Raw genomic sequence first — 19,272 nt, forward strand, 5'->3', positions numbered from 1 at the left:
CCCTCCGGCCGCCTGTCCCCGAATCTTTAGGAGTGTTTGGATCTTGAGCCATCAATGTTCGTTAGTCCCCTCAGGCCGCAAATTTGATGTTGATGACGGTGAAACAATTCTGGCGGCTGCCTTGCGCTCCGGAATTGTGCTGCCCTATGGCTGTAAAGACGGCGCCTGCGGATCCTGCAAGTCGCAGATCGTGGAAGGTCAGGTGGACTACGGCCACTATCAGAGCAAGGCCTTATCGGATGCGGAAAAGGCACAGGGTGGTGTGCTGATTTGTTGTGCCACGGCCAAGACCGATGTGGTGATCAAGGCCCGAGTGGTGGCTGCCGAGGGCATGATTCCTGTACGCAAGATGCCGTGCCGTGTGCAGAGCATCACCAAGGCCGCACCAGATGTGGCGATTGTGAATTTGCAGCTACCCGCCAACGACAAGTTTGAATTCTTAGCCGGCCAGTACATCGACATCTTGCTGAAAGATGGCAAGCGCCGCAGTTACTCCATGGCCAATGCGCCGCATCAGGGCAATGTGATTGAGCTGCATATCCGCCACACGCCGGGTGGCGCCTTTACGGATGCGATTTTTGGAAGCGGCACGCCATCGGCGAATGCCATCAAGGAAAAAGACATTCTTCGCTTTGAAGGGCCACAAGGGACATTCTTCTTGCGTGAAGACAGTGCCAAACCTATGGTGATGTTGGCCAGTGGTACTGGCTTTGCGCCAATCAAGGCCGTGATTGAGCATGCAGCATCGAAAAATATTGCCCGGCCTATCGTGCTCTACTGGGGTGGTCGCCGCCCCCAGGATCTGTATCAAATGGATTTGGCCAAGCAGTGGGAGAAGACACTGCCCAACTTTAAGTTTGTACCTGTTGTGAGCGATGCGCTAGCGGAAGACAACTGGTCTGGCCGAACGGGCTTTGTGCACAAGGCCGTGATGGAAGACTTCCCTGATTTGTCAGGTCACCAGGTGTATGCCTGTGGTGCGCCGATTGTGGTGCAGTCGGCACTGAAAGATTTCGTGGCACAGTGCAAATTGCCCGAAGAAGAGTTTTTCGCGGACGCCTTTACGACTGCGGCGGATTTGGCGAAGAGCTCCTAAACGCCACGCTCCGCCAAAAACGCTTTGAGCGCCCGGCCGGTGTGGGTCTTGAGCTTGGCAATTGCCGCTGGGGTGCCTTGGCCCACCAGGCTGCCGCCACCGGCGCCGCCCTCGGGGCCAAGATCAATCAGCCAATCGGCCTGGGCCCAGATATCGAGCTGGTGCTCAATGACCACGACCGAATTACCCGCATCGACCAATCGATGCAGCACGTGAATGAGTTTCTCGATATCGGCCATGTGCAGGCCGACGGTGGGCTCATCCAACACGTAGAGCGTGTGCATCTGGGTCTTGCCGGATGAGGTGGATGCCTTGACTAGCTCAGTGACCAGCTTGATCCGTTGGGCCTCGCCACCGGAAAGGGTGGGGCTGGGCTGCCCAAGGGTCAGGTAACCCAGTCCCACGTCTTGCAAGAGTTTTAGCGGCCGCTGCACTGATGGGTGGTTTTCAAAGAATTCCACTGCATCGTTGACGTTCATATTCAAAATGTCGGCAACATTCTTGCCCCGCCAGAGTACGGATCGGGTCTCGGAATTAAATCGGCTACCACCGCAGGCATCACAGAGCACGCGAACATCGGGCAGGAAGTTCATTTCCACCTTTTGCCAGCCCTGGCCTTCGCACAGACTGCAGCGGCCATCCCCAGTGTTAAACGAAAAGCGGTTGGCCTTCCAACCACGCATACGGGCCTCTTCGCTCTCGGTCAGTAGCTTGCGAATGGTGTCCCATACGCCAATGTAAGTGGCGGGTGTGGATCGTGGTGTCTTGCCGATCGGGGTCTGATCGACTTCAAGTACACGGTCGATTGACTCCACACCGGTGATTTTCTGGCAGCCCCGCCAGGTGGGCGTGTGGCTAACACGCTTGGCTTTGCGGCCCTGTGCAATGGTGCGTTTCATGTTGGCCATTAGCACGTCGCGGGCCAGGCTGGATTTGCCCGAGCCAGACACACCTGTGATCACGGTCAATCGATGCAGAGGAATTGTGACGTCGATGGACTTCAAGTTATGCAGATTGGCCCTGTGAATTTTCAAGGCCTCTTCGGCTTGGTCACGACGTGGTTTTTTCGGATGCTGCAGTGGTGTGCGCAGATAGCGGCCGGTGAGCGATTCTTTTGCCTTGGCGATCTGACTCTGGGTGCCTTGTGCCACCAGCTGCCCGCCCTGGGATCCGGCGCCGGGGCCAATGTCGATCACGTGGTCGGCGAGTCGAATGGTGTCTTCGTCGTGTTCAACAACCACCAGGGTGTTGCCCTTGTTTTTAAGTGCTGAGAGCAATCGCAGCAGTGCCTGGTTGTCGCGTGGGTGCAGGCCAATAGTGGGCTCATCCAAGATGTAGCAAACGCCTTGCAGGTTTGAACCTAGCTGCGCCGCAAGTCGTATGCGTTGGGCTTCACCGCCCGAGAGCGTTGGTGCCGCACGATCCAGGGCAAGATAAGAAAGGCCCACCTCGGACAGGAAGTTCAATCGGGACTCGATCTCGCTAATCAGGTCTTTGGCAATCGTGCGATCACGGGTACTCAGCGTCTTTTGGACGGTCTGTAGCCAGTTGGGCAGATCGCCTACGGGCTGGGCCGAGACCTGCGCGATATTGTGGCCTTCTATGCGTACTGCAAGCGCGGTGTGATTCAGGCGAGCGCCCTCGCAGGCTGGGCAGCGTAGATCCGCGGGTGTCTCATCTTCCAAGGTGTCTGTGTCCGCATCGTCGGCAAAGCCACGGCTCGATTCCTGCCAGGCCTCTTCTTCGCCCGTCTGTTCGGCATCAAAATCATCAAGCTTGGCGCCGGTACCGAAGCACTGATGGCACCAGCCGTGTTTGGAGTTGTAGGAAAACAGGCGTGGATCTGGCTCGGCAAAGCCGGTGCCGCAGGATGGGCAGGCCCGTTTGGTGGAGAGTGTGGTGACCGTAGCCTTTGGCCCATCGAGTGGCGCCAAGATCTGCACGACACCCTGGCCATAGTTCAACGCCTGCTGGAGCAGGTCTTTTAGCGCTGTTTCGTTTTTGGGCGTGATCACCACATCGCCAATCGGCAGTTCGATGTTGTGCTCTTTGAAGCGATCCAATTTGGGAAATGGCGATACCGGCACAAAGCTGCCGTCGACCCGCAGGGCCTCGTAGCCCTTGGATGCGGCCCATTTCGCGAGATCTTGATAGATGCCCTTGCGGTTAATCACCAGCGGCGCCAACACGCCAATTCGTTTGCCGCGGTGCCGTGTAAAGAGCGTGGCCACAATCGATTCCACGCTCTGCGGTTCAATCGCAATCTCGCAGTCGGGGCAATACTGGGTGCCGACTTTGACAAACAACAGGCGCAGAAAGTGATGAATTTCAGTAAGCGTGCCCACCGTACTCTTGCGGCCACCACGGCTGGTCCGCTGCTCAATGGCCACGGTGGGTGGAATACCAAAGACCGCATCGATATCCGGCCGGGATGCAGGCTGCACGAACTGACGTGCGTAGGCATTGAGCGACTCTAGATATCGGCGTTGCCCTTCAGCAAACAGAATGTCAAAGGCAAGCGTTGATTTGCCGCTTCCCGAGACACCGGTAATCACGGTGAGCTGTTCACGGGGAATGTCCACATCAATGTCTTTGAGATTGTGCTCCCGCGCCCCATGAATTTCGATACTGGTGTTGCTCGCCGCATGGCGGTGTTGTGCTTTCACCGACATTGCGGCTCTGGGTTCTTTGGCTTTGAGTGGGCCGGCGGCGTCGCGCAGGGCCTGGCCAGTGTGCGAGGCCTCGCAGGCCATAACTTCAGCAACTGGCCCCTGGGCCACGATATTGCCGCCCGCGTGGCCCGCTTCTGGGCCCAAATCAATCAGCCAGTCGGCACTGGCAATCACATCCAAGTTGTGCTCGACGACTAGCAAGCTGTGGCCCGCTGCTTTCAGGGCGTTGAGCGCCTTCAGCAGCTTTGCAATGTCATCAAAGTGCAGTCCCGTGGTGGGCTCATCAAAGATAAGCAATGCACCCTTAATCTTTTTGTCGGCCGCTTCCGCCAGCTGGCCCGCAATCTTCAGCCGTTGGGCCTCTCCGCCCGACAGGGTTGGCACTGGCTGGCCGCATTTGAGATAGCTGAGCCCCACATCGACTAGGGGCTGCAGTCGCCGTGCGATTTCCTCATCACCTGCGAAAAACGCCAAAGCCTGTTCAACCGTTAAATCGAGCACATCGGCAATCGAGTGGCCCTGAAGTTTGATTTCCAGAATTTCATTGCGGAAACGTTTGCCATCGCAATCCGGGCAGCGCAGATACACGTCAGACAAGAACTGCATTTCCACATGCTCAAATCCGTTGCCACCGCAGGTGGGGCAGCGGCCATCGCCCGAGTTAAAGCTAAAGGTGCCCGGCGTGTATTGGCGTTGTTTGGCTTCGGGCAGGGTGGCGAATCGATTTCGAATCGCATCAAAAGCACCGACATAGACAACCGGATTGGATCGTGTGGTTTTGCCAATTGGGGATTGGTCAATCAGCATCACGTCGTGGATGAGCTCTGCGCCTTCTAACCGATCATGGGCCCCGGGCGTTTCGGTGGGTTTGCCCTTCGCTTTACAAAGCGCGGGATAAAGCACATCTTGAATCAACGTTGATTTGCCGCTTCCGGACACACCGGTGATACAGACCAGCTGGCCCAGTGGGATATGGACATCAATGTTTTTTAGATTGTTGGCCCGAACACCGATGAGCGACAGCTGTTTTGCGGCTTTGAGTGGTGTCGTTTGACCCTTGGCGGCGGCCACCTGGCGTTGCCCACTCAGATAGTCCGCCGTGAGTGTCTTGGCTTTTAGAAGTTTGTCGTAAGGGCCGTTAAACAGAATCTCACCGCCGTGCTCGCCTGGCCCGGGGCCAATGTCGATGATGCGGTCGGCGGCCTGCATCACGAGTGGGTCATGTTCTACTACGACCAAGGTGTTGCCGGCATCTCGCAGCTGCTGCATGACTTGCACAATCCGATGCAGATCCCGTGGGTGAAGGCCGATCGATGGCTCATCCAGCACAAACAGGGTGTTGACCAAGGATGTGCCCAGAGCCGTGGTGAGATTGATGCGCTGGACTTCACCGCCCGATAGGGTGCGTGACTGTCGATCCAGCGTGAGATAGCCCAGGCCAACATCGACCAAGAACTTCAGTCGCGATGTGATCTCTTTGGTGACCAGGTCATTGGCGGCCTCTTTGGCGGATGCATTGGTGTGGCTCGTCTGGGCGACTCTGGCCACCCAATCAAAGGCCTCATCAATGGGCATCAGCATCACGTCGTGTACGGTCTTGCCCAGAATGGTCCACTGCAGGGCCTCTGGCTTTAGGCGGGCGCCATGGCACTTCTGACACTCGGTATAGCTGCGATAGCGCGACAGCAAGACCCGGACATGCATCTTGTAGGCCTTGCTTTCGAGATATTCAAAGAATCGATTGACGCCGTACCACTGGCGGTTCCAATCGCCCGACCAGTCATCATCGCCGTTAAAGATCCAGTCACGATGGGCCTGCGATAGTTTGCGAAAAGGCGTATCAGTGGGAACGCCGCGCTTGGCGGCAAACTTCATTAACTCTTTTTGGCAATCCAGATACGCATTGGTCTGCCAGGGCTTGATCGCGCCGTCGGCCAAGCTTTTTCCTTCGTCTGGAATGACTAGACCAGGGTCAATGCCAATCACACGGCCAAAGCCCTTGCAGGTCTCGCAGGCGCCAATTGGCGAATTAAATGAAAAGAGTGCGGGCCTGGGTTCCGAGTAAGTGATCTTGCAGCTGGTACAGGCGAGCTGCGAGCTGAAGTCGTGAACTGTGTCGCCAATCTTGATTCGGCAGCGGCCATGACCAAAGCGCAGGGCTGATTCCACCGACTCGTGGATGCGGCTCTTAGGGGTCTCGTCACGGAGCACCAGCCGGTCTTGAATGACATAGAGTGTCTGTGCATCACGCGATTGAATCTTGGTAAAGCCTTGGGCCGACAGCCAGGCTTCAATTTGCTCATCTGGCAGTGACTCTGGCGTATGGATCGGGAAGCTGATTTCAATGCGGCTATCGACGGGGCTTGCCAAGATCAACATGGCAATCCCTTGGGCCGTCTGCCGGGCAACGGGTTTGCCGCAAGATCCGCAGTGCAGGTCCGCAAGCCGTGCAAATAACAGCTTGAAGTGATCCGTGAGCTCGGTCATGGTGCCCACGGTGGAGCGTGATGTTCTTACTGGATTGGTCTGGTCAATCGCAATTGCTGGTGGGACGCCATCAATGCGGTCCACCTGAGGCTTGTCCATGCGATCCAGAAATTGCCGGGCATAGGCCGAGAAGGTTTCAACATAGCGGCGCTGGCCCTCGGCATACAGGGTGTCAAAGACCAGTGAGCTCTTGCCAGAGCCCGACACACCCGTGACGACGATCAACTCGCCGAGTGGCAGATCGAGATCAAGATTTTTTAGATTGTTCTGGCGTGCGCCGCGAATACGAATCGCGTGGTGGGCTGAGCCCGCCAGTGATTTTGGCAAGCCCATGGCTTAGCGCTTTTTCTCGTGATCGTGACTCTGGCCGTGGCCATGTTGGTGATCGTGTTCATGGCCATGATCGGGCTTATGACCATGCTCGTGTTCATGCTTGTGACGTTGTTCTTCTTGGTGCTCGTGACCATGATCATGCGCGTGGTCATGGTGATGATCAGGCCCGCAATGTTCGTCGTGCACGTGGTCATGTCCACAGCCCGGCCCGTGAACGTGGCCCGTTGGTGTGTTTTCAGCGGCGAGCAACACGGCTGATTTGTCTTTCAGTGTGGCATCTTGCTCGGGATCAAACTGGTCCATGCTGGTGAGCACACGAAAGCCCATGGTCTTGAGTTCGCTCGCGGCCATGTCGGCAGTGGTTTCGCCCCGGGGAAATTTCACAAAGTTGTTGCCGACTTCTACCGGGATGGCCCGCTGGGCCAGAAAGCGCACCACCCGCAGCAGTAGCAGTGGGGTGGTAGACGTGTACACGTGGATCTTTGTGCGATGGGTTGGCGATGGGTTAGCGCTTGTGATCGGGCTCATTGGTGACTTTCAGCATGATTTTGCCCACATGGGTTGATGACTCCATTAAAGCATGAGCTTTCTCGACTTCGTTTAAGGGAAATACGGCGTGGATCAGGGGCATCAGTCGGCCGGCGGAGAGTTCTGGCCAGATCGCGTGCTGCAGGGTTTTGGCCAGCCGGGCCTTGGCTTCATTTGATCTGGCGCGCAGGGTTGATCCCGTAAAAGTCAGGCGCTTCATCATCAGAAGCCGCCAGTCGGCATCGGTCTTGGGGCCGGCAAGAAAGGCAATCTGAAGCAGGCGGCCCTCCAGGGCCAGGCTTCGCAGATTTTTTTCGATATAGGGCCCACCCACCATGTCCAGAATCACATTGACGCCCTGGCCGCTGGTCATGGTTTTCACTTCAGCCTGCCAGTCTTGGGTCTTGTAATTCATCACGTGATCGGCACCGATGGCCTTGCAGGCTGTTGCTTTTTCATCAGACCCAACAGTGGTGATGACCTTTGCCCCAATCCATTTGGCCAGTTGAATCGCTGTCACCCCAATGCCGCTCGATCCACCGTGAATCAACACGGTCTCACCAGCACGTAATTCGCCGCGTTCGATCAAATTGGCCCAGACGGTGAGATAGGTTTCGGGCACTGCGGCAGCTTGAAGAAGATTGAATCCATGTGGAATTGGCAGGCAGTGGCCGGCAGGTGTCGTCACAAATTCCGCATAACCGCCGCCGGGTGTGAGTGCGCAGACTTGTTCACCAACTTTCCACTGATCGACGCCCTCACCAACTGCTGCAATCGTGCCGCTGACTTCTAAACCCATGTAGGGTGATGCATCAGCAGGTGGCGGGTAGCTGCCTGACCGTTGCAAGAGATCAGGCCGATTCACGCCCGCATAGGCGACCTGAATCAGCACTTCGCCTACTTTGGGCGTTGGCGTTGGCACATCAATAATGGCGAGATCCGGCGTGCGGCTTGAATCGTGGGCAACAACGCGCATGGTTTATTTCCAGGAGTCTTTGAGTGTGACCGTGCGATTGAACACCGGCTTGCCAGGCTTGGAGTCGCGATAGTCCGCAACGAAATAGCCATGCCGCTCAAACTGAAAGCGATCTTCGGCGTTCGCCTCTTTTAGGCTCGGCTCCATCGCGGCCTGAATCACCGTGAGCGAGTTGGGGTTGAGGTCGTCCATGTAGTTGCGCTCCAGCTCGGGCGGATCGCCTTCACGTCGTGCACCTGGCGTTGGGTGGGCAAAGAGACGGTCATAGAGCCGCACCTCGCCCATATAGGCATGGGCTGCCGATACCCAGTGGATATTGCCTTTGACTTTGTATTGATCTGCACCGGGTGTGCCGCTCTTGCTGTCGGGAAAAATCTTGGCACGAATCGCGGTGATCTCGCCCTGCTCGTTTTTCTCAACACCAGTGCATTCAACGACATAGGCATAACGCAGACGCACCTGTGCGCCGGGGCTTAAACGGAAGAAGCCTTTCACCGGCACTTCTTGGAAGTCTTCGCGTTCAATCCAGAGCTCACGGGAAAACGGCACGGCCCGCTTACCAAGATCAGGCTGCTGCGGATGATTGGGCGCGAAGCAGTCTTCAGTGTGGTCGGGCGCAACGTTTTCTAGGATGAGTTTGACAGGATCGAGTACCGCCACCTTGCGAAGCGCAGTCTCATTCAGATGGTCGCGCATGCACTCTTCGAGCACGCTGTAATCAATCCAGCCATCTGATTTCGACACACCAATCATTTCCGCGAAACGCCGAAAGCCCTCGGGCGTGTAGCCACGGCGGCGTGCGGCCATGAGTGTTGGCATGCGGGGGTCATCCCAGCCATTGACCGATTTGGAGTCGATCAACTCAATCAGTTTGCGTTTTGACAGCACCACGTAGGTCAGATTGAGCCGTGCAAACTCATATTGATGGGGCAGGGCCTTGGGGTTGAGTTTGCCGCAGGCAGCGACCTTCTCTAACAGCCAGTCATAAAGCGGCCGATGGTCTTCGAACTCTAGCGTGCAGACCGAATGGGTGATGTTTTCAATCGCATCCGATAGTGGGTGGGCATAGTCGTAGAGCGGATAGATACACCAGGTGTTGCCCGTGCGGTGGTGATCGGCATGCCGAATGCGATAGAGCACCGGGTCGCGCATATTCATGTTGGGCGACCCCATATCAATCTTGGCGCGAAGCACATGGGTGCCATCGGGAAACTTTCCGGCACGCATATCGCGAAAGATCTGCAAAGACTCCGCAGCAGGACGATCACGGAAGGGTGAATTTTTACCAACTGCGGTGAGCGTGCCGCGGTTGGCACGAATCTCATCAGCGGTCTGCGAATCAATGTAGGCAAACCCCGCCTGAATTAGCGCTTCAGCAAAATCATAGAGCTGCTCGAAGTAGTCGCTCGCGAAATAGTGATGGTTGCCCCAGTCAAAGCCCAGCCACTTCACATCCGCCTCGATCGCATCCACATACTCCTGCTCCTCCTTGGTCGGATTGGTGTCGTCTAAGCGCAGGTGGCAGCGGCCCTGATAGTCGCGGGCCAGACCAAAATTCAGGCAGATCGACTTGGCGTGGCCGAAGTGCAGATACCCATTGGGTTCCGGCGGGAACCGGGTGACCACCGACTGAACGCGGCCAGCGGCCAGGTCTGCGTCGATGATGTGACGGATGAAATTTACGGGGGCTGCGGGAGGGTTTGTCATGGGTTGAGATAAAACGGCTGAAACCCCGATTTTAGCTACACTGAGCGACTAATTTTGACCTTCTTTGACCGGGATGCCGCCAGTGAGCACCGATTCTGCCAAGACCGATCTGCCCGAGCGTTTATTGCTCATTGATGCGTCGAGCTTTTTGTATCGCGCCTTTCATGCACTTCCGGACCTGCGCACCAAGACTGGCCTGCCAACAGGGGCCTTAACGGGCATGGTCAATATGCTGCGTCGTGTGCAGGCGGACTATCCCTCACATTACGTGGCCTGTGTCTTTGATCCCAAAGGCCCCACCTTCCGGGATGCGATTTATTCCGAATACAAGGCCAATCGGGCGTCCATGCCTGAAGATCTTGCGGCCCAGATCCCACCGGTGTTTCAGGCGGTGAAGGCCCTGGGCTGGCCACTGATTGTGGTGGATGGGGTGGAGGCTGACGACGTGATTGGCACGCTAGCGGTTCAGGCGGCTGAGAAAAAACTCCCCACCATTGTGGTGACCGGCGATAAAGACTTGGCCCAGCTGGTCAATGACCATGTGGTGCTGATCGACACCATGAGCCGTGATGGCGGCCCCGCCAAGGTGTCAGATCGCGATGCGGTGATTGAAAAATTCGGTGTGCCGCCCGAGAGGATCGTGGATTACTTAGCCCTGGTGGGGGACACGTCGGACAACGTGCCCGGCGTGGAAAAGGTTGGCCCCAAGACGGCGGCTAAATGGCTCTCCCAATATGGCTCTTTGGATGGCGTGGTGGAAGCTGCACCAAGTATTTCTGGTGTGGTGGGGGAAAACCTGCGTAAAGCGCTGGACTGGCTACCCACGGCCAAGGTCTTGGTGACCGTTAAAACAGATTGTGATTTGTCCGCCGCAATTGAGAGTTTTGAGTCGGATCTGACCTGGCGGCCAATTGATTTAGCCGCGATTGCAGAGCTCAAAGAAAAGTATCAGCTCGACCGCAGTCTGCGCGGGGTGGGTGAGACCGACGGTGCAGGATCGGCGGGTAGCACTCGTGCCTCTGGTGCGTCTTTGGGCCGTGATTTTTCGGCTGCCCGTCAGTCGGTGTCTGACACCTCTACCATCGCTGCGTCAGGACTCTTTGATATGGCGGGCGAATACATGGCGATTACCGATTGGCCGGCCTTTGATCGGCTATTTGCGGAATTGCAAAGCGCGCCCCTGGTGGCGGTTGATACGGAAACCACATCCATTGATGCCCGGGCTGCAAAGATTGTGGGCATCTCATTTGCGGTTCGCGTGGGCCAGGGCTATTACATCCCGCTCGCACACCAGTATGCGGGGGCGCCCGCCCAGTTGGATCGTGATCAGGTCTTAGCGCGTCTGAAGCCATGGCTTGAAAGTGACACCCATAAAAAGGTCGGCCAGAACCTGAAATACGATCAGCACGTGTTGGCCAGTGTTGGCATTTTTATGCGTGGCATTGCCCATGACACGCTTTTGCAATCCTATGTTTTAGAGGCCCACAAATCCCACGATCTGGATTCACTATCGCAGCGGCATCTGGGCCGAAAAGGCTTGAGTTATGACGAAGTCACTGGCAAGGGTGCTTCCCGCATTGGGTTTGAGCAGGTTGCCGTGGATGTGGCCACCCGTTATTCCGGCGAAGATTCGGATTTCACGCTGCATGTTCACGAGACACTCTGGCCGCAGATTCAGCAAGAGGCATTGTTGACCAAGATTTACCAAGAGATCGAAATGCCAGTGGCCCAGGTGCTCTGGCAGATGGAGCACAACGGTATTCAGATTGACAGCGCTTTGCTCAATGAGCAAAGCGAAGAACTCGCTAAAAAAATCAGTGCCCTTGAGGCCCAAGCCTATGAGCTTGCAGGTCAGCCCTTTAATCTTGGCTCACCCAAACAGTTGGGAGAGATTTTGTTTGGCAAGCTTGGCTATGCGCCTGTGAAGAAAACGGCCACCGGTGCGGCATCGACTGATGAAGAGGTCTTGGAAAAGCTAGCCGAGGACTATCCGCTTCCCCGTGTGCTGTTGGAGTGGCGCAGTTTTTCAAAACTGAAGTCGACCTACACCGATAAGCTGCCGACTATGGTGGATCCCGTAACTCAGCGGGTCCACACCACGTTTTCTCAGGCCGTTGCGGTCACAGGCCGACTGGCATCGAGTGACCCCAATCTTCAGAACATTCCGGTGCGTACCCAAGAGGGCCGCCGAATTCGGCAGGCCTTTGTTGCGCCAAAGGGCCACAAGCTGATGGCTGCAGACTATTCACAGATTGAGCTGCGAATCATGGCGCATTTGTCGGATGATCCTGGTTTGTCAAAAGCGTTTCTTGCTGGCGAAGATGTACACCGAGCGACCGCGAGCGAGGTCTTTGGGGTGCCACTCGATCAAGTCTCGGGTGAGCAGCGGCGCTACGCCAAGGTCATTAACTTCGGCCTGATCTACGGCATGAGTGCCTTTGGCTTGGCGCGCAATTTAGATATCGACCGTGGTATCGCGAAAAATTACATCGATCAGTATTTCGCAAAATACCCAGGCGTGGCCCGCTATATGGACGAGATTCGTAAAAGCGCCCGTGCCAAAGGCTATGTGGAAACGGTCTTTGGTCGCAGGTTATGGCTGCCCGAGATCAATTCCCCCAATGGGCCGCGGCGCCAGGGCGCCGAGCGGGCGGCGATCAATGCCCCCATGCAGGGCACGGCTGCCGATCTGATTAAGCTTGCCATGATTGAAGTGCAAAAAAGCCTGACCGAGAAAAAACTTCGGTCACGGCTGGTCTTGCAGGTTCACGATGAACTTGTTTTAGAAGTGCCTGACGAAGAGGTGGAAACGGTCCGGGCCATGCTGCCGCAGAAGATGGAAAAGGTAGCGACGCTGAAGGTGCCGTTGATTGTAGAAATTGGTGTTGGATACAACTGGGACGAAGCCCATTAAACAAAAAAGGAGACAGAGATGAACAGTTTTTTAAAAGACGAGATTAATTCCTTATCCCCCAAAAGCGACTCTGGTAGCACACGGCGCGGTTTCTTGCAGGGATCGATTGCAGCCGGCTTTGCGGCTGCAGTGGCGCCTACGGGGCCATTACTTGCGCAGGTGATTAAAACCGATACGGCCGGGCTGACGGCCGGCATGGTGGAGATTCCCGCTGCAGACCGTAAGATTCCCGCTTATCGGGCGATGCCAGCGGGAAAGACCAAGCTTGGCACTGTGATTGTGGTGCACGAGATTTTCGGTGTGCATGAGTACATTCAAGACGTCTGCCGGCGCTTTGCGAAGCAGGGCTACTTGGCAGTCGCACCTGATTTTTTTGCTCGCCAAGGGGACGTCAGCGCGTATAAATCGATCCCTGATATTTTCGCCAATGTGGTGAGCAAGGTGTCAGACACCCAGGTCTTGGGCGACGTAGATGCGACGATAAGCTGGGCCGCCGGAAATGGTGGTGATCCTTCAAAAGTGGGTATCACGGGCTTTTGTTGGGGCGGCCGCATTGTCTGGATGGCTTCTGCTGCCAATCCAAAATTAAAAGCGGGTGTCGCTTGGTACGGCCGATTGATGACCATGGTGAATCAGGCCACGCCGACTCACCCACATGACATTGCGGGTAAATTGAATTGGCCGGTGCTGGGTCTGTACGGAGGCAAAGACGATGGCATTGGTCTGGATACCGTGGAAGAGATGAAGACCCGTCTGTCCTTTGGCGGCAAGGCATCCCAGGAATCAGAGTTTGTGATCTACCCCGATGCGCCACACGCATTTCATGCGGACTATCGGCCAAGCTACCGCAAAGAGGCCGCAGAGGATGGCTTTAAGCGTGCGTTGGCCTGGTTTAAGAAGTACGGCGTGGCTTGATTAAGTAAGCCCAGCGCTGGCACTTGGGCTGGCGTTGCTCACCGCCTGCCTCGACGAAAGTCACGGGGCTTGACAGCCCCTGTAGACTCCAAAACATGATGCTTACCTACACCCTAATTTGCGCTATCGCGGCAACGATCTGTTCAATCCTATTGGCGGCGACCATTTCGCTTGGTCCGCTTTCTCGCGTGGTCGACCGCTTGGTAAGTTTTTCTGCCGGCATGCTGCTTGGTGCGGCACTCTTGCATCTGCTGCCCGAGAGCATTCATATGGGCGGAGAGATTCATGGGGTGAGCAAGGCATTGCTTGCCGGCTTGCTGGGCTTTTTCGTGCTGGAGCGATTGGCCATTCTTCGGCATGACCATCATCATGAGCATGACGGCCACGATCACCCCCAAGGCCATGACGCCCAAGCCGCAGGCCGCGGTGGTTGGGCCTTGTTGGTGGGCAGCAGCATTCATGCCCTTGCCGATGGCATTTTGATTGCAGCGGCATTTCATGCGGATGTGGCGTTGGGTCTTTTAACTGCACTTGCGATTGCGACTCACGAGGTGCCACAGCAAATCGGCAATTTCTTAGTCTTGCTCAATAGCGGTTTTACTAAACCAAAGGCGCTTATTTTTAATGTACTGACCGGTACCGGTGCGCTGGTCGGTGCACTTGTCGGCTACTTTTATTTGGCCCAGGCCAGCGATTGGGTGCCCTATGTGTTGGTGATCGCGGCAGCTAACTTCATCTACATCGCCCTGTCGGACTTGATTCCGCAGTTGCATGCCCAGGCCCATCATCACGGGGGGCTGAGGCGCGCCGCCTGGTTGCAGCCAGCACTTATGCTGCTGGGAATCGCGGTCGCAGGTTACGCCTCAAGTCTCTTACACGCCCACTGATTTCGACGCTTTCGCCATTTGCACGCCATTTCCGGGGCGGCAATGTGGTAACTTTGCCAACGTATTTGGGTGGTGGATAAGCAAAAAATCAGTCCGCTGCGCGGTCTAATTAATTACGGAGAAGAATGAGTCATGGGTGACAACGCTGAGATAACAGTGAAAGGCCTGCTTGTTGTGGGCGAAGGTGTCAATCTGAAAGGAACGTTCTCAGTGCCTGAGAAAGCCGTTATTTCTGGCACTCTGGAAGGCGAATTAACCGCTAAAGAAATTAACGTTCTTCAGACCGGGGTGGTTCGCGGCAAGATTGTTGCCGACGTTGTCGACATTAGCGGCCAGGTCTTTGATGCATTGACCTCGAAGCGCTCGTTGTTTGTTCGGTCCTCGGGTGTTCTTACCGGAACGGTGAAATATGCCGAGTTAGAGATCGAAAAAGGCGGCCGACTCGAGGGTCAGCTGGATCGCTTCTCCGAGGGGGGCGGGGCCTCTGCTGTCCGGCCGGCCGGCGTGGTTGGGGCTACCACCGGAACTGTGCCAGGAAAAGATGGCACTCCTGAGAAGAAAATTTAACGAGGGCGGATATGGCAATTTTTGGATCTAAACCAGAACAATCTTCCGAAGATCTTCCGAGCGATCAGCAGGGCGGCATGTCGCCCCAGTCTGCTGCTCCACCTCAGCGGCAAGATGTCGTGTCCTCCGGGGCCCGCGACATATCGCCCTCGGGTCGTGATGAGGCGAATCGCCCATCGGTCATTAGCGAAGGCTTTTCATTTGTGGGCGAGATTCGCGGCAAGGGCCCCCTGACTGTTGACGGGGCAACCGAGGGGGTCATTGAGGTTGGGTCCCTGGTCATTGGCGTGGGTGGCCGATCAGAGGGTCAAATCAGTGCCAAATCGATCAACGTCAAGGGCCGACTTTCGGGTACCGTGAATTGTGACGAGTTGGTCATTGGCGGTCGCGCCGAGGTGGATGGTCAAGTGACCTATGGGTCTCTTACGATTCAGCGCGGCGGAAACGTCCGCGGCGAACTCAAGCGAAAGTAAGCTTGTTATCCCTGCCGCTGGGCCCCTGCCGATCACGGCGGGGGCTGGCCCCGCAGGCGTTTAGGTGGTCTGACCGCTGATCAGGCCTTTTACGGTGGCGCCGTGGTTCATCCCCACCGACTTTGCCCAGATATTTCCCTCGACAACCGCACCGGCGGTTAATTCAACGCGCTCCGAGGCCTGGATACTCCCCGAAACCCGGCCGGCGACCAACACACGGTGGGCAGCAATGTCTCCGTCAACAAAACCGGTCTCGGCTACGGCGACTGTGGGGGTCGTGCCCGAGGTGGCCTCGATATCACCAAGTACCTGGCCGTCAATCCGCACGTTTTCGCCAACCCTCAGCCGGCCATGAACTTCAGACTTCGGCCCAACCAGGGTTCGAAATAGCTCCCCTTCAAGGAGAAGAAAGCTTTTTTCGGTTTTTTTCTTGAAGATGCGAGAAATTGGAGGCATTTTGACTGCTTTTCGAAGGGCGTTAGTACGAATGTTATAGGACGTTTGATAGGGTCGGAAAGATAGTGTAAGATTTTCCTACAAAAAAATAGTATAAACGTCATATGCAATTTATCTGGATCAGTGGCCCCGTTGGGCCCATTCGATCTGTTGAGGTGACAGCCAAAAAGTTGTTAATTCTGGCCGGAGTCGTTCTTACGGTTGTTTTCGTATTGATCACTTCACTCAACTTGGTCGGCGCACGTGCCATTTTCAATACAAGTCCCGAGTTGGTGCAAAAACTCGGCGGTCTGATTACTGTCGCAGAGCAGGAAGCTCGCGAGGCCGAGTTCAGCTCGGAAATCGCCCAGATTCGTCTCGTGCTGAAAGAAATGGAGCGCGAACTGCAAAAGGCAGAAGACTTTAAGCACCGCCTTCAGACCCTCATGTCCCGCGACCCTAAAGAGATTTCCAACCGTCGCGAGGCTTCTGGTAACGGTGGTACCTCTCTGTTTGGCGAATCAAAGGCGGGTGGCCGCGGTGGCCCCTTTATCCCGGGCGACCTAAAGAAAGTCATCGGAGATCAAGACAGTAACCCCCATCCGCTGGGCGTTTCTTCAGATGCTGGTGCAACCGGTTTGGTAACCCCCGAAGTGCGGCGTCTGAGCGCCCGCGCTGAGCAATTGCGCGGCAGCGCTGACAAACTATCCCGGGCCTGGTCGAGCAACTTCGACGTGTTGAACACTTTGCCTCTGGCCGTGCCGGTGGACCACAACCGTGCTGAGGTCGACGTTTCGAGCGCCTTTGGTTTTCGGAAAGACCCATTTAATGGTCAGCGGGCTTTCCATGCCGGTATTGATTTTTCGGCCACACCAGGCACACCTGTCTACGCGACCGCCGATGGCATCGTGGCCGAAGTTAGTAATTCCCCCGGTTATGGCCGAACCATCATCATCCAGCATCCGTCTGGGTACATGACGCTTTATGCCCACTTGTCCACGATCCGCGTGAAGCAAGGCGATCGCGTCAAGCGTCATGCGGTGATTGGCGGCATTGGTTCCACCGGCCGTTCAACCGGCCCCCATCTTCACTACGAGGTTCTCTCAGGCGCCAAAGCGCCTGTGAACCCGAAACTCTTTCTTTCTGCGTTAGGCAACTAGCCTAGTTAGATTCTGTTTGAGCCGTCACAGCTCAAAGCTCTATCTTTGGCGGGCACACCCGCCCCGCTTGTTCCCGCGGTCCAAGAGATGCCGGTTTTGCTTACATCGACGCTCGCAAGCCTGGCAGAATTTTGATGCATCGCTGGAATCGGAAGCTCATGGCTTGAGAGGTTGTAAACCCTCGTATTTAATGTGCATTCCGTATCCTCGATAGAGTGGAACCACATTACCGTTGATGGCTGCATCCGGATCGAAAGGGTCATCAACGGAAGCAGCTGCGACAGAAGCAAATTGGCCGGGGTGACCCAGTTTGTTGAAGTGCCCTTGTATCTCAGCAAGGTTGGTCGGTAGCTTTGCCTCAGCCTCGGGATAGCGAACTGCCCGTACAACCACCCACTCAGGCCCCGCGTCGCCAACGAACCAAAGCGAGGGATTTACTCGAGGATCCCCGTTCCACGACATCAAATCCCGCCCCTGTTTGATAAGTTCATCTCGAACCACTTGGACAGCGAGGTCTTGCAACTCCCAATCGGTCATTACGATCTTTTCGGCGGATATCAGAGCCGGGGGGGGGGTGACTGGTTGACGAGACCTGGCGTCCAGGAGCCCCCAACCCGGCTCTGTTAGCTCCCAGTCTCCACCGACCTTGCGGCATTGGCATTACGCAGGCGTGCCCGGCGTAGCCGTCGGCAACAGCAAGCAGCCCATCCGGATTGCCCGGGGTTTCTAGCCGATCATCCACATCTTCAAGCTGTATGTAAAAGAGCTGATTACCGAGCCGAAAGGACAAATGCTCAAGAAACGGTGGGTTAAGGTGCGCGCGCAGCCAACTCTGCAGTGGCCCTGCGCTTGGTTCTGAATGTGAAGCCCTGCTGCGTTCCAACAGCGCGCAAAGTCCTCAGTAACTTCGGACATGTGAATGTCATACATTTTCTGCACCTAGTCTCGTCAAAGATCTGACTCTCTCATGTAAAGCGGTTGCCGTGGCTCACCCAAGAGCACTTCAGGCCCGTGTGGGGTCGAAATACGGACCGCAACGCACTCATCGTCAATGATCGCCCGCTTGAGTTCAGTGGCGGTTCGGCAAAAGACGACCCTGCGATCACACTCTCCGCAAAGCCGAGTGCGCTCGTCAGCCGTCGGTGTAAGTGAATCCCAGATCTTGGGGCACTTAAACTTGAATTCGCAGTTACGGATCTCTGCATCTCTTTGCACGGCAATCTCTTTTTTGAATTCTTTACTATTTTAAAGGGCCGTATGGAGATTGATGCTCTCTTCCAAATGCGCAGAGCTCATCGTCCAGTGCGGCATAACCCACAAATGAACTGTCCGTGGGCCCAACAATTTCAAACTCCATTGATGGTGAGAATTCAGATCGCACTTTTTTGGCCAGATCGTAAGGCACCCCAATATTTTCTTTGTCATTGCGATCAAAGTCTGGCCAACCTTCGCTAACGCCGAACATTTCGCTAAGTTTCTCGTCGAAGCGTTGACTGCGATATAAAAAATTACCGGCCGCAGCGACGTAGAGAAGATGTTTGCAGGAAACCTCCTCGGTAGGTTCCAGTGGATGCCCGCAAAAGGGGCAGTGGATTGGTTGGGCGTACCAATTTTCTAATTCCACGCAGTTAGTCGTTGACATGAAACCACTCCTCTTCCGGCAAACTGCGCAAAAACTTATCCACTAGATCAAGTGCTCCGTGCTTATCCGCCCACTGCAGATGCTCTCTTAATCTCGCCGCCTTGCAAGCCGCTGGTTCATGCCAAGCCGCCAAGATTAGCGGTAGAGGTGGTTCCCATCGTGCGTCGACTTGTCTTGTATTTGGTAGAAGGTCATAGAGGCGTTTCCAACTGACTGGCATCGGACAGACCCTCTCGTTTTCCTGGCAATAGTTCAAGAGTGCTGCTAACCGTGGACCTTCACTGTTCATAAACGAGACTCCCTTACGCTAGCCCAAATCCCCTCGAACGCTGCCTTTTTAAGTTGCATATTTTGGAGTGAATAGGGCTCACCCAATGAGCCCGCTGCGCGGCATCATGATCAATCTTTGCAAAGATTGGACGGGTTTGCTCTAAATTCCACTATACTGACCATATACATTATGTGGCAAAAATCTGATGG

15 protein-coding genes are annotated in these 19,272 nt (G+C 55.7%); 7 read left to right on the forward strand and 8 right to left on the reverse strand.

Going from position 1 to position 19,272, the window contains the following annotated elements:
* Positions 1 to 43: 43 nt before the first annotated feature.
* Complete coding sequence (locus AOB54_02195; protein WVN42215.1) at positions 44 to 1,096, forward strand: CDP-6-deoxy-delta-3,4-glucoseen reductase; 1,053 nt, start codon at positions 44 to 46, stop codon at positions 1,094 to 1,096.
* Here the strand turns inward: AOB54_02195 and uvrA are convergent.
* The 4 genes from uvrA to AOB54_02215 are packed head-to-tail and all read right to left on the reverse strand — an operon-like array spanning position 1,093 to position 9,799.
* Positions 1,093 to 6,588, reverse strand: a complete 5,496-nt coding sequence (gene uvrA, locus AOB54_02200) for an excinuclease ABC subunit UvrA (protein ID WVN42216.1) — start codon at positions 6,586 to 6,588, stop codon at positions 1,093 to 1,095. The genes AOB54_02195 and uvrA overlap by 4 nt on opposite strands.
* Positions 6,589 to 6,591: 3 nt before the next feature.
* Entirely contained in the window at positions 6,592 to 7,116 is a 525-nt protein-coding gene (locus AOB54_02205) for a hypothetical protein (protein ID WVN42217.1), read from the reverse strand.
* Entirely contained in the window at positions 7,094 to 8,092 is a 999-nt protein-coding gene (locus AOB54_02210; GenBank protein ID WVN42218.1) for an NAD(P)H-quinone oxidoreductase, read from the reverse strand. Before AOB54_02210 ends, AOB54_02205 begins: the two co-directional genes overlap by 23 nt.
* Before the next feature lie 3 nt (positions 8,093 to 8,095).
* Entirely contained in the window at positions 8,096 to 9,799 is a 1,704-nt protein-coding gene (locus AOB54_02215) for a glutamine--tRNA ligase/YqeY domain fusion protein (protein WVN42219.1), read from the reverse strand.
* 109 nt (positions 9,800 to 9,908) lie between these two features.
* On the opposite strand from AOB54_02215, the gene polA reads away from it, so the two are divergent.
* The 5 genes from polA to AOB54_02240 all read left to right on the forward strand — a co-directional run bounded on the left by polA (position 9,909) and on the right by AOB54_02240 (position 15,555).
* Entirely contained in the window at positions 9,909 to 12,713 is a 2,805-nt protein-coding gene (polA, locus tag AOB54_02220; GenBank protein WVN42739.1) for a DNA polymerase I, read from the forward strand.
* Positions 12,714 to 12,731: 18 nt separating this feature from the next.
* Positions 12,732 to 13,628, forward strand: a complete 897-nt coding sequence (locus AOB54_02225) for a dienelactone hydrolase family protein (GenBank protein ID WVN42220.1) — start codon at positions 12,732 to 12,734, stop codon at positions 13,626 to 13,628.
* Positions 13,629 to 13,723: 95 nt separating this feature from the next.
* Positions 13,724 to 14,515: a ZIP family metal transporter gene (locus tag AOB54_02230; protein WVN42221.1), complete on the forward strand. Its 792-nt coding sequence runs from the start codon at positions 13,724 to 13,726 to the stop codon at positions 14,513 to 14,515.
* A gap of 132 nt (positions 14,516 to 14,647) precedes the next feature.
* Positions 14,648 to 15,082, forward strand: coding sequence for a polymer-forming cytoskeletal protein (locus tag AOB54_02235; protein WVN42222.1), 435 nt, complete (start codon positions 14,648 to 14,650; stop codon positions 15,080 to 15,082).
* A gap of 11 nt (positions 15,083 to 15,093) precedes the next feature.
* On the forward strand, positions 15,094 to 15,555 hold the full coding sequence (locus AOB54_02240; protein ID WVN42223.1) for a polymer-forming cytoskeletal protein: 462 nt from the start codon (positions 15,094 to 15,096) through the stop codon (positions 15,553 to 15,555).
* Positions 15,556 to 15,615: 60 nt separating this feature from the next.
* Here AOB54_02240 and AOB54_02245 read toward each other — a convergent pair whose 3' ends face one another.
* Positions 15,616 to 16,011, reverse strand: a complete 396-nt coding sequence (locus AOB54_02245; protein WVN42224.1) for a polymer-forming cytoskeletal protein — start codon at positions 16,009 to 16,011, stop codon at positions 15,616 to 15,618.
* Positions 16,012 to 16,115: 104 nt separating this feature from the next.
* On the opposite strand from AOB54_02245, the gene AOB54_02250 reads away from it, so the two are divergent.
* Positions 16,116 to 17,150: a M23 family metallopeptidase gene (locus AOB54_02250; protein WVN42225.1), complete on the forward strand. Its 1,035-nt coding sequence runs from the start codon at positions 16,116 to 16,118 to the stop codon at positions 17,148 to 17,150.
* Positions 17,151 to 17,306: 156 nt separating this feature from the next.
* On the opposite strand, the gene AOB54_02255 is transcribed toward AOB54_02250, so the two are convergent.
* The 3 genes from AOB54_02255 to AOB54_02265 all read right to left on the reverse strand — a co-directional run bounded on the left by AOB54_02255 (position 17,307) and on the right by AOB54_02265 (position 18,792).
* Positions 17,307 to 17,687 (reverse strand): hypothetical protein, encoded by a 381-nt coding sequence (locus AOB54_02255; GenBank protein WVN42226.1) that lies wholly within the window; start codon positions 17,685 to 17,687, stop codon positions 17,307 to 17,309.
* 411 nt (positions 17,688 to 18,098) lie between these two features.
* Positions 18,099 to 18,365: a hypothetical protein gene (locus AOB54_02260; GenBank protein WVN42227.1), complete on the reverse strand. Its 267-nt coding sequence runs from the start codon at positions 18,363 to 18,365 to the stop codon at positions 18,099 to 18,101.
* Positions 18,366 to 18,390: 25 nt separating this feature from the next.
* Positions 18,391 to 18,792 (reverse strand): hypothetical protein, encoded by a 402-nt coding sequence (locus AOB54_02265; GenBank protein WVN42228.1) that lies wholly within the window; start codon positions 18,790 to 18,792, stop codon positions 18,391 to 18,393.
* Positions 18,793 to 19,272 lie beyond the last annotated feature (480 nt).

The organism is beta proteobacterium MWH-UniP1, from assembly GCA_036362785.1.
GTDB lineage: Bacteria > Pseudomonadota > Gammaproteobacteria > Burkholderiales > Burkholderiaceae_A > Lacustribacter.